14 protein-coding genes and 2 pseudogenes are annotated in these 17,791 nt (G+C 64.5%); 5 read left to right on the top strand and 11 right to left on the bottom strand.

Annotated features, from left to right (window positions below; genetic code table 11):
• Positions 1-102 precede the first annotated feature (102 nt).
• Complete coding sequence (locus GA0070617_RS04995; protein WP_091434393.1) at positions 103-1,116, bottom strand: glycoside hydrolase family 113 protein; 1,014 nt, start codon at positions 1,114-1,116, stop codon at positions 103-105.
• A gap of 67 nt (positions 1,117-1,183) precedes the next feature.
• Here GA0070617_RS04995 and GA0070617_RS04990 point away from each other — a divergent pair, with 67 nt between their 5' ends.
• Positions 1,184-1,828, top strand: coding sequence for a TetR/AcrR family transcriptional regulator (locus GA0070617_RS04990; RefSeq protein WP_091434391.1), 645 nt, complete (start codon positions 1,184-1,186; stop codon positions 1,826-1,828).
• A gap of 639 nt (positions 1,829-2,467) precedes the next feature.
• Here GA0070617_RS04990 and GA0070617_RS31985 read toward each other — a convergent pair.
• From GA0070617_RS31985 to GA0070617_RS32320, 6 genes and pseudogenes are all read right to left on the bottom strand, one after another.
• Complete coding sequence (locus GA0070617_RS31985; protein WP_268239626.1) at positions 2,468-2,602, bottom strand: hypothetical protein; 135 nt, start codon at positions 2,600-2,602, stop codon at positions 2,468-2,470.
• Between the two features lie 139 nt (positions 2,603-2,741).
• Positions 2,742-3,083 (bottom strand): hypothetical protein, encoded by a 342-nt coding sequence (locus tag GA0070617_RS04985; RefSeq protein WP_091434389.1) that lies wholly within the window; start codon positions 3,081-3,083, stop codon positions 2,742-2,744.
• Positions 3,084-3,126: 43 nt separating this feature from the next.
• Positions 3,127-3,645 carry an NUDIX hydrolase gene (locus tag GA0070617_RS04980; RefSeq protein ID WP_091434388.1) on the bottom strand — a complete coding sequence of 173 codons (519 nt, stop codon included), beginning with the start codon at positions 3,643-3,645 and terminating at the stop codon, positions 3,127-3,129.
• Between the two features lie 79 nt (positions 3,646-3,724).
• Positions 3,725-4,117: a phosphotransferase family protein gene (locus GA0070617_RS31305; RefSeq protein ID WP_268239635.1), complete on the bottom strand. Its 393-nt coding sequence runs from the start codon at positions 4,115-4,117 to the stop codon at positions 3,725-3,727.
• Positions 4,118-4,433: 316 nt separating this feature from the next.
• Entirely contained in the window at positions 4,434-4,850 is a 417-nt protein-coding gene (locus GA0070617_RS04970) for an Imm1 family immunity protein (RefSeq protein WP_091434383.1), read from the bottom strand.
• Between the two features lie 212 nt (positions 4,851-5,062).
• A pseudogene (locus tag GA0070617_RS32320) lies at positions 5,063-5,227 on the bottom strand (nucleotidyl transferase AbiEii/AbiGii toxin family protein); the annotation flags it as partial.
• Positions 5,228-5,840: 613 nt separating this feature from the next.
• On the opposite strand from GA0070617_RS32320, the gene GA0070617_RS04955 reads away from it, so the two are divergent.
• Together GA0070617_RS04955 and GA0070617_RS04950 are read left to right on the top strand one after the other, a co-directional pair.
• Complete coding sequence (locus tag GA0070617_RS04955) at positions 5,841-7,517, top strand: GmrSD restriction endonuclease domain-containing protein (protein WP_091434376.1); 1,677 nt, start codon at positions 5,841-5,843, stop codon at positions 7,515-7,517.
• 21 nt (positions 7,518-7,538) lie between these two features.
• Positions 7,539-8,341, top strand: a pseudogene (locus tag GA0070617_RS04950) (transposase family protein).
• A 167-nt stretch (positions 8,342-8,508) separates the two neighbouring features.
• Here the strand turns inward: GA0070617_RS04950 and GA0070617_RS29645 are convergent.
• The 4 genes from GA0070617_RS29645 to GA0070617_RS04940 are packed head-to-tail and all read right to left on the bottom strand — an operon-like array spanning position 8,509 to position 13,120.
• Positions 8,509-9,105, bottom strand: coding sequence for a hypothetical protein (locus tag GA0070617_RS29645; RefSeq protein WP_139135581.1), 597 nt, complete (start codon positions 9,103-9,105; stop codon positions 8,509-8,511).
• 3 nt (positions 9,106-9,108) lie between these two features.
• Entirely contained in the window at positions 9,109-9,990 is an 882-nt protein-coding gene (locus GA0070617_RS31010; protein WP_280519281.1) for a DEAD/DEAH box helicase, read from the bottom strand.
• Positions 9,888-10,763, bottom strand: coding sequence for a restriction endonuclease (locus GA0070617_RS31300; RefSeq protein ID WP_280519206.1), 876 nt, complete (start codon positions 10,761-10,763; stop codon positions 9,888-9,890). The genes GA0070617_RS31010 and GA0070617_RS31300 overlap by 103 nt, the downstream gene beginning before the upstream one ends.
• Before the next feature lie 11 nt (positions 10,764-10,774).
• A complete protein-coding gene (locus GA0070617_RS04940; RefSeq protein ID WP_091434374.1) occupies positions 10,775-13,120 on the bottom strand; it encodes an ATP-binding protein in 2,346 nt (781 codons plus the stop codon).
• A gap of 395 nt (positions 13,121-13,515) precedes the next feature.
• On the opposite strand from GA0070617_RS04940, the gene GA0070617_RS04935 reads away from it, so the two are divergent.
• Together GA0070617_RS04935 and GA0070617_RS04930 are read left to right on the top strand one after the other, a co-directional pair.
• The gene (locus GA0070617_RS04935; protein ID WP_175440441.1) at positions 13,516-14,730 is read left to right on the top strand and encodes a sigma-70 family RNA polymerase sigma factor; all 1,215 of its coding nucleotides are present in this window, start codon (positions 13,516-13,518) and stop codon (positions 14,728-14,730) included.
• Positions 14,727-17,783: a helicase-related protein gene (locus GA0070617_RS04930; RefSeq protein ID WP_091434371.1), complete on the top strand. Its 3,057-nt coding sequence runs from the start codon at positions 14,727-14,729 to the stop codon at positions 17,781-17,783. The genes GA0070617_RS04935 and GA0070617_RS04930 overlap by 4 nt, the downstream gene beginning before the upstream one ends.
• Positions 17,784-17,791 lie beyond the last annotated feature (8 nt).

Raw genomic sequence — 17,791 nt, 5'->3', positions numbered from 1 at the left:
GGGGTCATACCGGCCGCCAGGTCAGGCCGCTTGGTCACCTCACCTTCTTGGCAGGAACCAACTCCCGGACTGAGGCGTCACCGACATGCTGAAGTCCGATGTCTAGGAGGCAGACCGGCTCAGCGTGCGGGAACGCCCGTACTCGGCGAGGGCGCGAAAAGCGGCCTTGGGCGTCCAGGAGCCGTCCGGCAGCACTCGCACGATCCCACGCGCGGCCAAGTCGTAGTCGTGTTCAGGATCGCCGGTGGTCGGTAGGTGCCGATTCGCGAAGGTGTACACGAACGCCGCTTCCACTCCGCCATCCTCGTAGTCGCGCAGCAGATCGACGATGTAGCGCGCTTGGCCTTCCTCGTCGCGCTCCAACTCCGCAGTCAGCTTCACGGCACGGCCATGCTCGTCGAAGGTCACCGGCTCGGCCCCACCCGCCACGTCGGGGGCACCCCGGAACGTGCAGCAGCCGAACTCGGTCGCAGCGTACGGCTTGCCCTGCCCCACCGCCGCCGCCAGGGTCTGCGGGAACACCGAGGAGTTGGTCGCGTCGCGGTAGCCGGCGTCGCTGGCGATGATGTCGAACTGGGCCCAGTCGACGTCCTCGAGCGGGATCGAGGCGTATCCGACCAGGCCGTCGAACCGCTCGCGCACCGCGGGCACCGCCTCGGCGAAGAATTCGCGCACGGCGGCCCGGGCGGCCGGGATCGCCTCCCTCATCCGCATCGGATCGGTGAACAGCGCCATCCGCTCCGCCAGGTCCCGGCCGGGCAGGAAACCGTCGGTGAACATCGAGATCTCCGAACCGGCGAGATACACGACCGAGGCGCCGCCGCGCCGCAGCCGTTCGGCCCGCTCGGCGCCGTCGAGCACGAACGCCATGAGCCCGTCGCGGTCGAGGCCGTTGGTGAACGGGCAGTACCACACCTCAAGCCCAATCTCGGCCGCGAGTCGCGCGGTCAGCTCCAGCCGGTCTTGGACACCGCCGGTGATACGGACTGCGTCGCAGTGCAACTCGTCGCGGATGACACGCAGGTCGTTCCGCACGGTGTCGGGGTCGAACGGCTCATGAGTGGTGGATCCGGCGCTCACGAAGCCGGTGTCGTAGTTCATGCCGAAGACGCGCATCAAGAGTTCCTCTCCCTCTTACGGTACGCAACGTACCCTATAGGGTCCGTCCAGTACCCTACAAGGCATGAGCAGCAGGCGCCGGGGCGAAGAACTGGAGCGGGCGATCCTGCACGCCGCGGCGGACGAACTACGCGAGTCCGGCTACCCGGGCATGACGATGGACCGGGTCGCCGCCCGCGCCGGGACCAACAAGAACGCCATCTACCGCCGATGGCCGCACCGGGCAGCCCTCGGCATCGCGGCGTATCGCCACCTCTCCGACGCCGCCATGCCAAACCCCGACACGGGCACCCTGCGAGGCGACGCACTCGAGATGCTCCGACAGGCCAACCAGACATGGTCGTCGCCACACGGAACAGTCCTGCGCGGTCTGCTCGCCGCCGCAGCCGACGACCCCGAGCTACTCACCCTCATGCGCGAGCGGTCCGGCGCAGACACCATGGACCGCGCTTGGCTCGGAATGCTCGAACGGGCCGCAGCCCGCGGCGAGGCACCGGCAGCGGCCGCCCATCCCCGGGTGGCGACGACACCGATAATGCTGCTACGCGCCGAGTACGCGATGCGCGGTATCCCCTCGGTCCCCGACGAGGTGCTCGTCGAGATCGTGGACAAAGTGTTCCTGCCCCTGGTACGGGGCTGCGGCCAACGCAGCGCCTCGGTCGCATCGGCACGGCGAACAACGAATCGAACCTCGCCGAGGTCGCGCTGATACCACCAGGGAAATGAGGTGCCCGTTCCACCACGACCGTTTCTGGGCCGACCTGAAGGCCCACAGCCCGGCGCAGTGGGCGGATGCGGGGTGATGTGTGCGGCGTGTGCTCTTCAGCGGAAGCCACCCCCGGACAACCCAGGCCACTACCAGCCAACCCCGACCAAGATCAGGTCGAAATCCGGGGTACGTGTGATCCGGACGTGCTCCCACCTGGCCCAACCCCGACCGAACCCGGCCCGGGCACCCGAGGTCAACTCGGGTCACTCCCTGCCACCCGAGGCGAACCCGCAGGTCGCTAGACTGGGCCCTCGCGCCCCCGTAGCTCAGGGGATAGAGCATCGGTTTCCTAAGAATCGTCGGGCGTCTATGCATATATGATTGACCTGCGGATCGAAGCGTCTCTTAGAGAGAAAACAATCGATGGATGCCGCTGCTGTGATCGGCTGCTGAATGCCCGCCGAGTCCCCCGTCGACTGAGCATCTTCGGCCGCTGACTCGCCCCCGCTCCGCCTCGCCGACTGGGGCTTCCATGGTCAGATCGTGCCGAATGACCCCATTGATGGCCGCACTCCGGGCGAGCCGCCCGGACCTCATGGTGCCGGGGTCCGGGCTACTCCATTGACCGCCTCGTCGAGGTCAGGTTCTGGCGGTCGCGCTTTCGGAGGTGGCGCGGGCCGCGGCGATCAGTGACGCGCCGAGTTCCGCCGCTTTCTGGGGGATGAGCCGGACCGCCGCGCCTTCCCCGCAGCCCGACAGCAGCGACGCGGCCAAGCCCCGGACCATCGCGGGGTCCAACCCGTCCAGCTTCCGGTGTCGGCAGTGCGTGGTTCCGGATTGTTGATCGCCAGTGTCACCGACGGCGGCTGGTCGCCGTCCCCGTCGGGCGTGTTGAATGCCTCAAGGTCGACCGTCACGACTTCGGTGTCGTCGGCGGCATCGATGTCCTGGCCGTGCACGGCCAGGACGTGTCGATTGTGCAGGCGGACGCCGTCCTCGAAAGACACGTCCCATCGCACCATACCGGGCACGGCGACTCGGTCGACGCCGTCGGTGGCAGCAGGTAGCCGGCGTGCGACCACATCGCGAAGTCCACCACCGCATCCGCCACCTGGTCCTCGGTGCAGGTCAACTGTGCGGCCTGCTCGGGAAGACTCAGGCCCTGTCGAGTGAGTTGCTCGGCGACCATCCCGCGCAGCACGCTGATCTTCTGGTCGGCGGCCAGGCCATCGTCCTGGGAGCGCCGAGTCCGCACCGGCGCGCGATGTCGGCGAGTCGGGCGTCCAGATCGTCTCCCGTCACGGCCGGCGACGGTCGTAGGTCAGGTGTCGGAGGGCGGAGCTCCCGTCCATCAGGATTTTGACGATCTCCGGCGGCACGAAGTTCTCCTCGGCCAGATCGGCGAATCGGATCCAGCGGAAACTGTGGCCGTCCAGGTCGTCGACCACACCCGGCGGCACGTCGTCCGGCCAGAGAACCGAGTAGTAGAAGCAGACCTCCTGGTGCGGCTTTCCGTCGTCATCCCGGATGGCCTCGGTGATCAGCAGGGGCTCGTCGCCAACGGCGAACTCCAGGCCGATCTCCTCGTGCAGCTCACGAGCGAGCGCGGCTGCCGAACCCTCGCCGAAATGCACCTTCCCGCCCGGCAGGAACCACCCGTCGATGTGCTCGACCGCGCAGACGAGCAATCTGTCGTCGTGGCGGACAGCGGCCGCCGCTCGATACTTGAACGACCCCGCCTCATCGGTCCAGGTGATGTCGTCCTTGTCCACGCCGCTCCCTTCTCGAACCTTCTGCCCGCTGCGGTACGCGGCCATTTCCGCACCGTAGTCAATCACTGCCGGACGACGGCATTTCAGGACGTGTCCTCCCGTTCGAGCTGAGGAGCCAGCCGCATCACCTGCATGGCCAGACGGCCGGTGCCCAGCTGAGCACCCAACACACGTACTCCCTGAGGTGCCGGCGCAGATGACGGTCGTCCACCGTCTCCCGGGCGCCGCAGGCAGCCGCGTACCCGGTGAGGAACCGGGATCCGTCCATCTCGCCGAGCAGCACCTCGTGCAGGTAGACGGACGCGAGGTCGTGCACGGGGCAGCCCCGGCCACTGCGTTCGAAGTCGACGATTCCCGAGATCTCGCCGTGCGAGACCAGGATGTTGCGGGCGGAGAAGTCACCGTGCACGAAGCCGTCCTCGCACTCCTGGCCGCCGTCGCGGTCCCGGAGGCCAGCCGGGGGAAGACCGAAGGTGCCCTTCGGCGGACGGCGGCGGAATGGCCGGAGCCCGTCCAGCCCGGCCGGCGCGTCGTGGATCCGGGCCAGCAGCAGTCCCAGGTTGTCGGCGACGGACGGGTCCGCGACGTCGGCGGGCTTCGCCCGCTCCCCCGCGATCCGCCTGGACGCGACCCAGGACAGCGCACCCGGCGGGGAATCGCCGGCCAGCAGCTCGGGGATAGATCTGCAGACTCAAGTATGCAGATGACGGACTCCGTGTACGCCATGCTGCCAGCACTCCGACACACCCATTGGTCGATCGTGCGGTGCTGTCGGTCGAACCTGAACGGCCGATCCTGCGCTGCCGGCCGACGCCACCCGGCCTGCCGTGCGACTACCCGCTGACGGCGGGCACGTGAGGCGGGTCGCCGCCGGTGGCAAGGAAGGTACCTGCGACCCGTATGGCCGTCCCCGGACGTAGACGCAGATGCTCGGCGGGGTACTCGGTGGGCACTCCGCCGAAATCGAAGCGGATCCCTCGGGCCGGGGCCTCCACGGACCGGTCGTGAAGGTAGCCGCCGTCGTCGGCGATGTGGACCGCGAAGGCGTGGGTGGGGTGGCCGAGCCCGACCTGGAGGCCGGGCGGCAGGTCGTCGGGGTCGTCGGCGGTGTCGGAAAGGATGGTGACCACGACGGGCTCGCCGGCCTGGTGGATCTCGGCCAGGAGGGTTTCCAGGGCGGCGGATTCGGTCACGTCGGTCTCGTGGTTGTCGCGGTGGTCGCCTCGGTCGTAGGTCCAGGTCACCTTCATGCGATTTCCGTGTCTCCCGGGCTTCCTCGGACAGGCCCATAGCCGGGACCTTTCGCAGCATCTCGGTCAGCGCCTTGGCGAGCGCCTCATATCCCGGGGCGATCTTTTCGACCCGGGTGTTGTTCTGGGTCACCGACCGGTTGTTCCAGGCCAACTGCGCCCCGTCGGCACTGCCGCCGTTGAACACGGGACCGTTGTACGCTGCCGCCGAATCATCCCTCCTCGTCGTCGAGCAGTTCGCGGCGCCATGCGGCGAACCTGCTACGGAGATCGTCCAGCGCTCGGCCGGTGACGCTGTACTGGGCGAAGTCGTCGGGATCGAGCTGGGTGGCTTGTGTGAGAGCGTCGGCGAAGATGCGCGGGTCGAAGCCACGGTCGAGCGACTCAATCGTCGACGCGGCCGTCGGGGCGCATCTGAAAGTACCGGACGCGCCCGCGGATCGGCAGCCGATCGCTTGGTCCATCGACCCGAAGCGACGCTCCCACGCCGTGCCCCGGACCGGCCGGGTCTCACTCACCGCCAAACTCGCGATCATCGAATCAACCACCGAGTACGCACCGGACGGCAGCGGTGAGGAACTGTTCGTCGTCGGGATGGGCGAGCACGACAGCGACCCCGAATGGCGCTTCCAGGAGGAGAGCGGCGCACCGCTGATCGGCGACGAAGAACTCACCATCGTGGTCAAGACGCCAGCCGCCACTCCCGCCCGAGCGGACGTGACGGTGGCCGCCACCGTCGAACACCGCCAGCTCGGGTTGCTCCCGTACCGAGCGGACCTACCGCCTGTCGTGCGGACTGTTGATTGCCAGCCATGTAACCCTGAACCCGAGGACCACGAGGACCACGAGGACCACGGATGTCGACTTGCGGACACGGATGCCCGATCTTGGAGGGCCCCGCAGCGAGCCCTGTGTCGGTAATCTAGGCGAGACCATCGACATCGCCTGGCAGGCGGAGCGGGCTTACATTCGACCTGGAGGATCCGCTAAATGCCGACACACCACGTAAACCTTGATGCCCTGATTCCCCGCGAGGACTTTGAGCTTGCTGGCAACGAGCCACTGACGCAGCCGTCGATCCTTAGTACAAGTCTAAAGGTTACGGATCTCGTGGCTGAGAGTCTCATCTACAATGTACTGAGAAAACCCGACTTCCAACGGGAGACAGCCAGCTGGCCGCCGGACAAGGTTGCGGAACTGGTCCGAAGTTTCCTGGAAGGGGACCTCATACCGTCCGTCATCATGTGGCGATCGCCCATCAGTGGTAGCATTTTCGTCATCGATGGAGCACATCGCTTGAGTGCATTGGTCGCCTGGGCTCACGATGACTATGGTGACCGGCAGACCTCATCAGAATTTTTCAATAACGTAATTCCGGTCGAACAGCGGAAAGCAGCCGAAGCGACCCGTTCTTTGATCGCGGAAACAGTCGGTTCGTATCGGGACCTCAGCGTAGCCCTACGAAACCCAGAGGCTGTCCACAAGGAGCACCTTCGCTTGGCGCGCAACCTGAGCGCCTTCGCAGTAAGCCTTCAATGGGTGATGGGCGAAGCCGAGAAGGCGGAGAGCTCGTTCTTCCGCATCAATCAACAGGCAACTCCTATCGATCAGGCTGAGCTGGAAATGATTAAAGCGAGGCGCAAGCCGAACGCTGTAGCGGCTCGCGCCTTTATCAGAGCAGGAACCGGGCACAAATACTGGTCATCGTTTGGCGCTCAGACACGCTCTGAGATCGAGAAAATCGCCAAAGAAGTTTACGACCTAATCTTTAAGCCCTCGCTGGATACTTCGATACGCAGCGCGGATCTTCCTGTGGCTGGTCGCGGGTACTCATCGGATAGCGTGAAGATGGTTTTCGAGCTCGTAAACTTCGTAAATGGCATTTCGCCAGAAACTTGGCGTAGGGGCAAAGTTTCTACGACTAAGCCTGGCTCGGAGGCCGCCGGTAGAGCTGAACTAGCTGACGATCACGACGGCGAGAACACCCTACGCTTCATGAGAGCGGTCCGAAAGGCTGCCTCGCGCATTGCTGGAAATGATCCCGCCTCGCTTGGACTCCACCCTGCCGTTTACTTCTATAGCGCGACGGGGCGGTTTCAGCCCGCCGCTTTCCTTTCTGCAATCAGCTTCGTGACGAACCTGGTAAACCGGCGGCACCTCAACCAATTCATGGCCATTCGGGCCGACTTCGAGGAATTTCTGGTCACACATAAGTATTTCCTGAACCATATTGTGCGACGACACGGTAGTCTGACGCGGTCCGTTTCGCCCATAACTGTTATGCTGGAAACCACCTTTGAATCTTTGACTCAAGGTGAAGATACGCCGCAGATCGTCAACATTCTCAAAAATCAACCGGACCTAAGGACGGCCCTAAGGGAAGTGGATGGCGTCGGAGGTGGGCGTGGAAAAAGCTTCTCAACGGAGACTAAGAACGTGATTATTCTGAAAGAAATTATCGATACGGCCCCCAAGTGTAGAATATGCGGCGCGCGCCTACCGCTTAGCGCGGCATCTTTCGACCATATCGTACGGAGAGCTGATGGGGGCTCCGGAACGCGCGAAAACGCGCAGCTAACTCACCCCTATTGCAACACGGGGTTTAAGGAATCGATTCATTCTCGCGAGTCTGGAGTCGCCTCTCACGGGACAGTGGCCCGAGCCTAAGGGACGTCTCGTAACTCGGTGTTGAGTCCATGGTGGCATTTTCGGGTACAGGTGATCTCGGCGTCCCGCCCGGAGTGGATCTTCCCGTTCACCGGGTTGCAGCCCTTCCAGTTCCGCAGACTAGTCAGGCTGGTCGCCGAGCGCGGCGGGGACGCGATCGCGGACGGACGACCAGGCCGGCAGTGGTCACTTGACCTCGCCGATCGGGTGCTGCTGGTAGCCGCGTACTGGCGGACGAACCTGACGCGATACGCAGATCGGTCCGCTGTTCGGGGTGTCGCACTCGACCGCGCACCGAGTCATCGACACCCTCGGCCCGCTGCTCGCCCTGGCACCGGTACACCGGCGTCGGGTCGACCAGATCACGATCGTCGACGGCACCCTCATCCCGACCCGCGACCACCGCCTCGCCGACCCGAGCAAAAACTACCGCTACAGCACGAACCTGCAGGTCGCCATCGACGCTCACACCCACCTCGTCGTCGCCCTCGGCGACCCGCAACGGCAACCGCAACGACACCATCGTCTACCGCACCTCCGGCATCGACCAAAAACTCGCAGGTAGAACGGTCATGGCCGACGGCGCCTACCGCGGCAACCCCGACGTGATCATTCCCTACCGCAAACCCACCGACAGCAGCGAACTACCCGACTGGAAGAAGAACCTCAACAAGCACCACCGCACCGTCCGAGCCCAGGTCGAGCACGCCCTCGCCCGCATGAAACCCTTCAAGATCCTGCGCGACTACCACCGCGCCGCCCACACATTGACCGACACCGCATCCGGCATCGCCCACCTCCACAACATCATCATGCTCGGGTGACACCAGCACCGTTGACAGGCAACGCTTTCACGAGTTACGAGACGTCCCTTGGGGAGATCGGCTACGTCGAGCGGAGATCGAGCTCCAGCAGGCCGCTTCGCATTGGCCGGCTACCCTTCTTGTAATCCCCCACCCACGCCCTGCCCGGTCAGCACGTTGCTTGAGCCTTAGGGGCGTCGACGCAGCGGTCGGATCACGTACTTTACTTCGATGCCACATCTTTCCCCTATGGCCTGATGCCGCCGCTTGTCGCTAGCGTCGATTTCAGCATCGGTGCGGACCGATAGGGCGACGCCAGGACACCCCTGTTCCCTGACGCCGACGGTCAGGGAAGCCCAGAGAAGATCCTTTAAATGGTTGGGAGATCCCCAGCAGATGTAGCGGTTGGTCCGTCCGTCCGTCGCCAGGCAGTGTGGCGGCTTGTCTGCCTGACTGCCGGGAATGTACCTCCAGTCTCGTCCGAAGGCTGGCCCAATGAAATCGGATGGCGGCGAGTAATGCAGCACGGTGAACTGTGCGAATCTGCCCATGTTCTCAAGTGCTCGAGCGTATTCCTTGAGGGGAACCTCCTTGATCCAAAGGTGTGGGTTCGGGATGAACCGGGCGAGGAGGCCGCCTATGTGTGGGTCCTCGGCCCAGCGGTTGTACTGGGCCGTCTTGGCTTGCGCGGGCAGGCGCTCCCAGTCAACGTGGTCAGCGTCGGCATAGAGAAGCTTGACGACCTCGTCGCGGACGCTAGGCGGTATGTTCGGTGCTGTCGGCATCTCTCAACTGCCTGTCTCAAGCGTGGCGGGAAACTGTAGGCGATGCTCGTCGTACGCGGTCTCGAGGCTCGCCGCGTCTTTGATCCACTGCTCCATCAGCGATTCAACGCGTTGATCAGAGAAGGTGATCGTGGATTCATGGCCCAGCGGCAGCGTCTCGACGTCGCTGGCGTCTATGTCGCGGCGCAGTTTCAGGGTGGCGGCGACACGGCGCAGATCACTGACGAAGTCGAGTACGGCGACGCGATCCTTGCCCTCTCGTAGTCGCAAACCGCGACCGAGTTGTTGGACGAAGATGCGCCGACTGTGCGTTACGCGGGCGAAACAGAGGATGTTGACGTCGGGAATGTCCACACCCTCGTTGAGGATGTCGACGGCGGTGAGGACTCGGGTCTCACCTGCTCGGAAAGCCAGCAGCCGCCGCTGTCTTTCTCGCATCGGCAGGCCGGCATGGATAGCTTGGCTGCTGCCCCAGGGCGGTGAGTCGTTGAGCATGTCAGCCATACGTTCGGCGTGCTCGATGGTGCGGCAGAAGACCAGGGCACGGGGTCGTGGCGTGCGGTTCCACGTGGTAGCGAGTTCGTCGCGGATTGCCTCGTCGCGTTCTGGCAGGAACAACCTGGCGTTCAGCTCTTTGAGGCTGTACCCATACTCGCTGGCCGTGCGGACGACGTCCCAGTCGATGTTGTCGACGAAGAGCCGGTAGTCGACCTGGGCGAGGTAGCCACGGCGCATGCCCTCTTCGATGCCCAGCGTGTAGCTGGGTTCACCGAAGTGCGTGGTCAGGTCGTAACGGTCGCCGCGCCAGGGGGTGGCGGTGACGCCAAACTGCCGTGCTGGCGCGAGCCGGTCGAGGAGTTCGGCGAACTGGCCGTTCTCACCGATGTGGTGCGCCTCGTCGACCATGACAAGGTCAGGTTTGTAGCCGATCCGGACGACAGCGAGCGCTGAGGCGACCGTGGCGCAAGTAACCCCCCGAGGTCGTCGGGGCGATCGTCGCCAGTGAGTAGCCGGGTTCGAGCATGCTTTGAAAGGTGGGTCCACAGGGCTCGTTCAAGCTGGGCGACCAGGTCGCGGGTGTGCGCGACCACCAGAACGTTGGCGCTGGTTGCGTGCCGCAGGTGTTCGGCGATGACGGAGCCGCCGACGACAGTCTTGCCCATGCCGGTGGCCAGGATGAGCATGGCTCGACGCCGGTTAGCCAGGTCAGCATTGATGGCCGCGACAGCTTCGTGCTGGTACGGACGCAGTGTGACTGGTGCGAGATGGGTGGGAGCGCGGTCGTACGCGCGACGTAGCACCTCCCCAGTCCAGAACTTGATGGGGCGGGTGATCGCGGCGAGTTCGTCGGCGCGGCGGATCGCCTTAGGGCCGGGTGCACTGGTCGTGACCACTGCGGCCTCATCGGCTCCGTAGAGTTCTCGGGCGCGCTGGACCTCATCGACGGCCTCGGCGCCGACGGGTCCGTTCAGCTTCCACTTGCATTGCAGTACCCAACTGCGGCCGCCGTGCCAGCCGAGGACGTCGGCGCCGCCGTCACCGGACCCGTCGATGGTCGCGAGATCGGTGAAGCCGAGGTGCATCAGGAGGCGTTCGACCTGACGGGGGAACTGACGTGGTCCGACGTCGCGCAGGAAGGAGGCGTCCATGAAGTTCATCACGGGTCCGTCTACGCTGCGTCGAGTTCACGTTCAACGAGGTCACAGCTGAGCCGCATGCGCTGCAGCTCGTCGACCTCCAGACGTGGTGTGTGATCGGCCATGAGGGCGATCTCGTTGACGAGACTAGTCACCCGGGATAGGCCGAGCGCGCGGGCGGTCTCGTCGGTAAGGGTGCTGAAGCGCCGGCGGAACACACGGCCGTCGAGGAAGGCGTCGGGTCGTCGTTCGATGAGACGCACGATAGCCGACGCCGGTACGTAATGAACGAACTCCCCGGTGTCGATCGCGTCCTCCCAACCGCCACTGACGCGTTCCAGGGCGAATCGACGTTCGGCCTCGGCGGTCTCACCGGGCAGCAGCATTTCCCAGTAACCGGTTGGCGAACCCTTGATCTCCTGCAACATGAGGCTCCTGATGCGGTCAAGCAAGTCGCGCGATCGCTTCGCGAGAGAGTCGACGGTGATCCGACGATCGTTGGAAGCACGAAGCTTGATCTTCTCGAGGACCGTGATCAGCGGCTGCCGCGCGCCGGGCGTCCTGGCGATAAGGAACTCGGCGAGGATAACTTGGACCAGCTCCGTGAGGTCGACACCGAAGTCGGTCAGCATGGGGTGTCTGCGGGCGAGGTAGACCTCTACGCGGGGCGCCCGGGTGAGGTGAGCGAAGATCGCTACCGATCGGCCGGTCGGGTCGACCAGCTCGGCCTTGTCCGCAGCGTATACGGTGACATCAGCCTTTCCGAGCTCGGCGGCGTCGAACTTGCCACCGAGCGCGGGCGCTAGCGTGGCGGCCTCGCGGTAACGGCTCAGTCGCTCATCGACGGTCTCCGGCCGACCGGGAGACATCGCAGGTGTCGGCGAAGGACCGTTGGTGGAGCCTGTGGGCCTGTCGTTGCTCAAGATCCCCGGTGTACCAGTTGAGCCGCTACCCGCCGGGGGCTCGGTCAGGCCCATTTCGTCGAGGACGTCTCCAGCCTCTCGGGGGGTGGGTATGGTAAGGCCCTTGTCATGTTGTTCGGCCGCCTGATACCAGATGTCATCGCTCTGGTAGGCAGGGTCGCCCTTGCGGAAACGGTCAACCCAGTCGGTGACCTTGTCGCGCAGGGCCGTCTGGCCGTTGCCGGGGATCAGATACTTCAGGCCAGGCTTGTCGGTGCGGAAACCGGTGAACAGCAGGGCCAGAGGGCTGCGGTTCTCCTCGAAGCCGCGCCTTCTCGCGATGTTCGGTCGTAGCGGGGCCTCTCCGCGGACAGTCCGGACTACCTTCTTCCACTCGCGGGTGTCGTATTCGAAGGCGGTCTTCTGGTAGTTGACGGCGACGTGGTCGCAGTGGATCTCGCCGACGATTCGACCCTCATTGCGAGGGTTGTCGACGGGGTACTCCTTCTCGGGATCCTCGTTTCCGGTGGGGTCGACCCAGTCGAAGATGTTGTGATCCCGCAGGAGGATCTTACGGCCGTTGCGGAGAAAGTCGATGCCGTAGTCGCTGGAGTGCAGGTAGCGCTGGATGCCGATCCATCCGTGGATGCGTTGTTCGCGGATCTCGAGCCGGCCGCCGTTCGGGCAGAACACGCAGACCTCGTGGTCGGCGGCCTGCCACTTTCCGCAGACGGCACAGGCCTTCATCGTGCCCATCGTGACGTCGATGCGCTGCACGGCACGGATGTCGACACCGTTGCGGGTGACGTACCGATCCTCGCCCCAGATACAGGGCCGCCGCGGTTCGACCTTCCGCCGGTTGACAGTGAGATCGAACTCGTGTTCACGCAACAGGTAGCTGTAGACGTCACCAAGCTTGGTGCGGATGGCTTGGTGCCCCTGTAGCAGGGCCAGTCGCTCGGGGCGCAGCGCGCTGATGATGACCTTCGTGCCGTGGTCGGCCAGGTCGTCCTTGGGCTCGTAGGTCACCGGAACGTCATAGGTGTTACCAGTGCTGAGACTCGGCAGGTCGAGCGTGACTAGAGTCCAGTGTGGGTCCCCGGCGCGGGTGGTTCGCACCTGAGTGCGCTGACCGAGCCGAGCAGTGGCGATATTGAAGCCCATACCGAAGAGGCCAAGCGCCCCGTGCGCGTTGTTGGAGGTCCAGCCGGCACGGATCGCGTTGTTCAACGTCGCAAGGTCCATGCCGCGACCGTTGTCGACGACCCAGACCTCGGAGCTCTTCAAGTCGCTGCCCTTCGGCGGCAGGGAGATCTGCACCCCCGGCCTCTCACCGCCAGCGTGGCCAGCGGAGAGGAACTCGTCGAAGGCGTTATCGATCAGTTCCGCCAAGCACTGCCACGGGCTGAACTCGATGTCACCCAGGACCGTAAGGATCCGCGGATCCGGTGTTACGTCGATGGCCTCGATCGCCACTCACACCCCCGAATTGATCATGCCCGCAGGGGCGGGCGAGACGAAGGGCGCGTCGATCGATATCGACGCCGACCCAGTGGGGAGCGTATCGGATACCCGGTCGGCGCGCATCTCAATCGGGGTGGCGGGAAGAGTAGCCGCAGCAACGAAGGCGTATGCCCTCAAAATTGTATGCGGTTCTTGAATCACGCCTGCGGCTAGAGACTAACAAGCCGGGTCGGAGTTGGTCAAGCATTCACCACAAAAAGCGCCATACGCCTTCAATCGGACAATTCGATCCGTCCTTGGACTAACGCTAGTGAAACTGCTTCAGGGCACCCCGCCGGCGAATGTTGTCGCACCTGTGTGCTCTGATCACTCGCCTAAGGACAGTCGCGAAGATGCGGAGGCTAGCCATGCGTGAGGAGCTGGTCGCGAGAACTGTCGAGGTACTCGCCGAGGACGCTGATCGCCTTGGCGAGTTGACCTGGGACCACTTCGTAGGCATCGCCAGTCGGCGACAGCTCGATGCCCACGAAGTGTCCAGCACCCTCGCCGAGCTCGCGCGCCACGGCTTGAACGTCGAGCGCGAACGCGACGAGGATCGGCAGCTCGACGAGTCGCCCGAGCTCGCACGCTCTTGGCGTTTGCCCGCCGAGATGCGACGTCACCGTATCTTGACGGCGGAGGAGGAGGTGGCCCTCGGTCGGCGGATTCAGCTCGGTATGGCGGCTAAGCAGCGGCTCGAGGAAGACGGTGACGACGCCTCGGCGCGGCGCCTAGTCGATGATGGGCGTCAGGCTCGCGACGAGCTGGTGCGCTCGAACCTGCGGCTGGTGGTCAGCATCGCCCAAAGGTACGGCCCCAGCGCGGGCGATCTCGAACTCGATGACCTCGTTCAGGAAGGGACCATCGGGCTTCAGCGCGCGGCCGAGAAGTTCGATCCCGCTCTGGGATATAAGTTCTCCACCTATGCGACGTGGTGGATCAGGCAGTCTATCGGTCGCGGGATCGATATGACCGGCTCCACTATCCGCCTTCCCGTACACATCTGTGAGAAAGTTCGGAAGATTAATGGTTACGCGCGTTCATTCGAATCCCGAAACGGCCGTCCTCCATCTCTGTCAGAGCTCGCCGAGGGGACCGAGATGGATGCCGCCGACGTTCAGGCTCTGCTGGACATCTCACGCCCCCTCATTCGACTTGACACACCGGTAGGCGATAACGATGGAGTAAGCACACTGGGTGACTACCTGATGAATGATCCAATGCCCGCGCCGGACGAGGTCGTTACCGCCGAAAACGTCTCCGCACAAATAACCGGTGTACTCCAAGCGAACTTCGACCCTCGCTCGGTCGACATCATCGAGCGCCGATTCGGACTCGTCACCGACGAGCCCGCGACGCTCGAGGAGATTGCACAGGTCCACGGAGTCACCCGCGAACGCGTGCGACAGCTCGAACGGAAGCTGCTCATGGCCCTGTCATCCGATCACGTGATCTCGGAACTTGCCCGGTCCTGGGGCCTTCGACCACAACCAAACTCACCCGCCGCCAAGCGCGCGGCCGTCGCGACCTCGTCCGGTCGACCGACGCGCGCCAAGGCGACCACCTCACGGGAGGGCAAATGACCGACCACAAAGAACGCTTCGTCCAATGGCTGGACCAGCGGGTCACCGGCGCCGGGTTGGGCACCGACGATACGACCAGCACCGTCGACCCTTCCGGCGTGTTCTGGCTGGGGCGCCTCGCGCCCGAAAAGGAGGCGATGGCAGAGACTCGCAGAGAGCGACGGATGGACCCATGCTCCGTCGGAATACGGTTCAAACCCGCGACCCCTGGACCGTGGTCGTTCCAGGTGCGGGTACGCGCTCGGGGATGGAACCGGATCACGGCCGGTTCTAAGGATCTCGACACCCCTGAGGAGTGGGCGAAATCCGCAGCTGCGGAGGCGACGATCGACGTCACGGCAAACGCGGGTATGCGTCCAACTGACTTCGGTGCCGACCTGCTTACGGCGGCCCTTCGACGAGTTGGCATCGGCACGGCCACCGCTGTAGTGCAGGTGTCAGACGAGTCCTGGCGGGGCACTGCGGAACTCGTCGTGACGGTGGTGAACACCACAACCGAGTCGGGCCAGCCGAAGGGCGAGCGCTACCTATTCGAGGTAGAGCTCGCAGTTGAGGGACTCCCCAGCGCCCCTTTTATCCTCGAATCGCTGCCAGACAGTTTCCGCTACGAGCGCGAGATGCCAGCACTGGGCATCAACTGCGGCGTCGAGATGCGGGGCACGACGTTCGTCACAACGGACACGGTGGTCGTGTCGACCAAGCGACCTACGTTCCGTTTCGGCTACACCGCCGAGGACAAACTGGACCTGTCGTTCATCGGGCTCACCGATGACCCCCTTCCCCGGCTACGCCAGCTCGTCGAGGGATACGCCCAGTGGGGCCAGGCCGCCTGGTCACCCGAGGCCCTGGCGCGGCTGCAAGGTGACGGACCGGCGTGGACACCGGAAATGATCGCCGAGGCCAACCGTGGACGGGCTGCGTACGAGGCCGAACTCGATCGGCTGCGCTGCGGCGTAGCGGCCCTGGAGTCCTCACCACAGCTACTACGGTCCTACCGCCTGATGAACAAGGCCATGGGACGCACGGCCAGTCGCCGCGGCATCACGTCCTGGCGTCCGTTCCAGGTGGGCTTCCTGCTAGGTGTACTACCCAGCCTCGTCGAGGGCCGACGCGACTGGAACATCGTCGAGATCGTCTGGTTCGCCACCGGCGGTGGCAAGACCGAGACCTACCTTGGTCTGCTGGTCCTCGCTGTCTTCCACGATCGGCTCCGCGGCAAACACTCCGGTATCACCGCCTGGTCCCGATTCCCCCTACGCCTGCTGTCATTGCAGCAGACCCAACGTTTCGCCGACGCGCTCGGTGCCGCCGAGCTGGTGCGTAGAGAGCACCGCGTACCCGGCGACCCGATTGCACTCGGCTACTACGTCGGCAAGAGCAGCACCCCTAATGACATCCCGGTGGAGCCAACCAAGGACAACCCCATCGATGTCGAGGACGACACCATGCCAGCACGCTTCAACGTGCTGCTGCGCTGCCCCTTCTGCACGGCTCGCAACGTTTCCACCCGATTCAACCGGCGGCACTGGCGCCTCGAACACTTCTGCTCCGCGCTCGACTGCCCGTCGACCGGGGAGGCGCTGCCGCTGTTCGTGGTCGACAGCGAGATCTATCGCTTCCTGCCCAGCGTCGTGATCGGCACCCTAGACAAGGCCGCGCTGATCTCCATGCAAGCCGCCATGCGCGGTTTCATACACGGCCCCGCCGGACGATGCCGGCGCCCCGGCCACGGCTTCACCTATGCCAAGCGCGGCAGCAGACCATCGGGCTGCCTCGTGCCCGGCTGTAAAGATCCGAGCGAGACCATCAAAGCACACGATCGAGCGATGTTCGCCCCGTCGTTTCGGCTGCAGGACGAGCTGCATCTGCTGCGGGACTCCCTCGGCGCGGTCGATTCACACTACGAGTCGATCCTCGACGACCTTCAGGTCAAGAACACTGACACCGATCCGCCTAAGATCATCGCCTCTTCGGCCACCCTGTCGGGCTACCAGAGGCAGACCTTCACGCTCTATGGCCGGCGCGGACGAGTCTTCCCGGCGCTCGGACCGTCGGTCCACGAGAGCTACTGGAGCGCCGCGACACCGGGGACATTGCGCCGGTACGTCGCCGTCTGGCCTCGCGGAGTGACCCTCGAATGGGTGTCCGACCGCACCATCACCGTCCTGCAGCAATCCGTACGGAGACTGCTCAGCGAGCCCGAAGTAGTGTGCGCCCAGGCCGGGATCAAGCCAGTCCACGTGCCCGAACTCCTGGATCTCTATGGCACGAACGTGATCTACGGCAACACCGTCAAGGATGTCGAGGCCGCGCGCCGATCCATGGGTACCCAGGTAGACGTCAACCCGCTCAACACCGTCTCCCTGACCGGACAGACCCCCTTCGACGAGGTGCGCACGGCCATCGCCGAACTCGACAGACCACCGGCTGACTTCGACGAACGCGTCCACGTCGTCGCCGCGTCATCCATGTTCTCGCACGGGGTGGACATCGACCGACTGAACATCATGACCGTCCTCGGCGTGCCGCTCACCACGGCCGAGTTCATCCAGACCACCGCCCGCGTCGGCCGTACCCACCCTGGCCTCGTCTATGTCGTCCACAAGATCGGACGTGAACGCGACGCCAGCGTCTATAGCCACTTCCAGGCCTTCGTTGAGCACGGCGACCGCCTCGTTGAGCCGATCCCCGTGACCCGCAGCAGCCGGCGCGTCCTCGACCTAACGAGTGCCGCAGCGATCGAGGCCCGACGACTGTTCTTCCACGAACCCCGCTCCGAACGGCTCAAACTCACCACGGCCGACCTACTGCGCGCCCACCACCGCACGGTCGTCACCACCGTCGACGACGAGACCAAGGCCTTACGCGAGATGCTCGGCATCCGCGATGACGAGCACCTTCTCGACGAGGACCTACGCCGCGCCGTGGAGATCTACTTCGCCAAACTCAACGACCTTGGCTCCGGTGCCAAGTGGCCCCACGACATCCTCCACCGCCGCCCAATGACCTCCCTGCGAGATGTAGAAACCCAGATCCCGATCAGCGACGACTAGGGAGCACA

The organism is Micromonospora yangpuensis (assembly GCF_900091615.1).
Taxonomy (GTDB): Bacteria; Actinomycetota; Actinomycetes; order Mycobacteriales; family Micromonosporaceae; genus Micromonospora; species Micromonospora yangpuensis.
Note: the sequence above shows the minus strand (reverse complement) of the source record. Positions and strands in the feature narration are given on the sequence as shown.

Coding starts and splice junctions, on each gene's coding strand:
- GA0070617_RS04935 (WP_175440441.1), top strand. CDS start 13,516: ATGCGTGAGGAGCTGGTCGCGAGAACTGTCGAGGTACTCGCCGAGGAC.
- GA0070617_RS04980 (WP_091434388.1), bottom strand. CDS start 3,645: ATGGCCGCGTACCGCAGCGGGCAGAAGGTTCGAGAAGGGAGCGGCGTG.
- GA0070617_RS04930 (WP_091434371.1), top strand. CDS start 14,727: ATGACCGACCACAAAGAACGCTTCGTCCAATGGCTGGACCAGCGGGTC.
- GA0070617_RS31300 (WP_280519206.1), bottom strand. CDS start 10,763: ATGAACTTCATGGACGCCTCCTTCCTGCGCGACGTCGGACCACGTCAG.
- GA0070617_RS04990 (WP_091434391.1), top strand. CDS start 1,184: ATGAGCAGCAGGCGCCGGGGCGAAGAACTGGAGCGGGCGATCCTGCAC.
- GA0070617_RS04970 (WP_091434383.1), bottom strand. CDS start 4,850: ATGAAGGTGACCTGGACCTACGACCGAGGCGACCACCGCGACAACCAC.
- GA0070617_RS29645 (WP_139135581.1), bottom strand. CDS start 9,105: ATGCCGACAGCACCGAACATACCGCCTAGCGTCCGCGACGAGGTCGTC.
- GA0070617_RS04955 (WP_091434376.1), top strand. CDS start 5,841: ATGCCGACACACCACGTAAACCTTGATGCCCTGATTCCCCGCGAGGAC.
- GA0070617_RS04995 (WP_091434393.1), bottom strand. CDS start 1,116: ATGCGCGTCTTCGGCATGAACTACGACACCGGCTTCGTGAGCGCCGGA.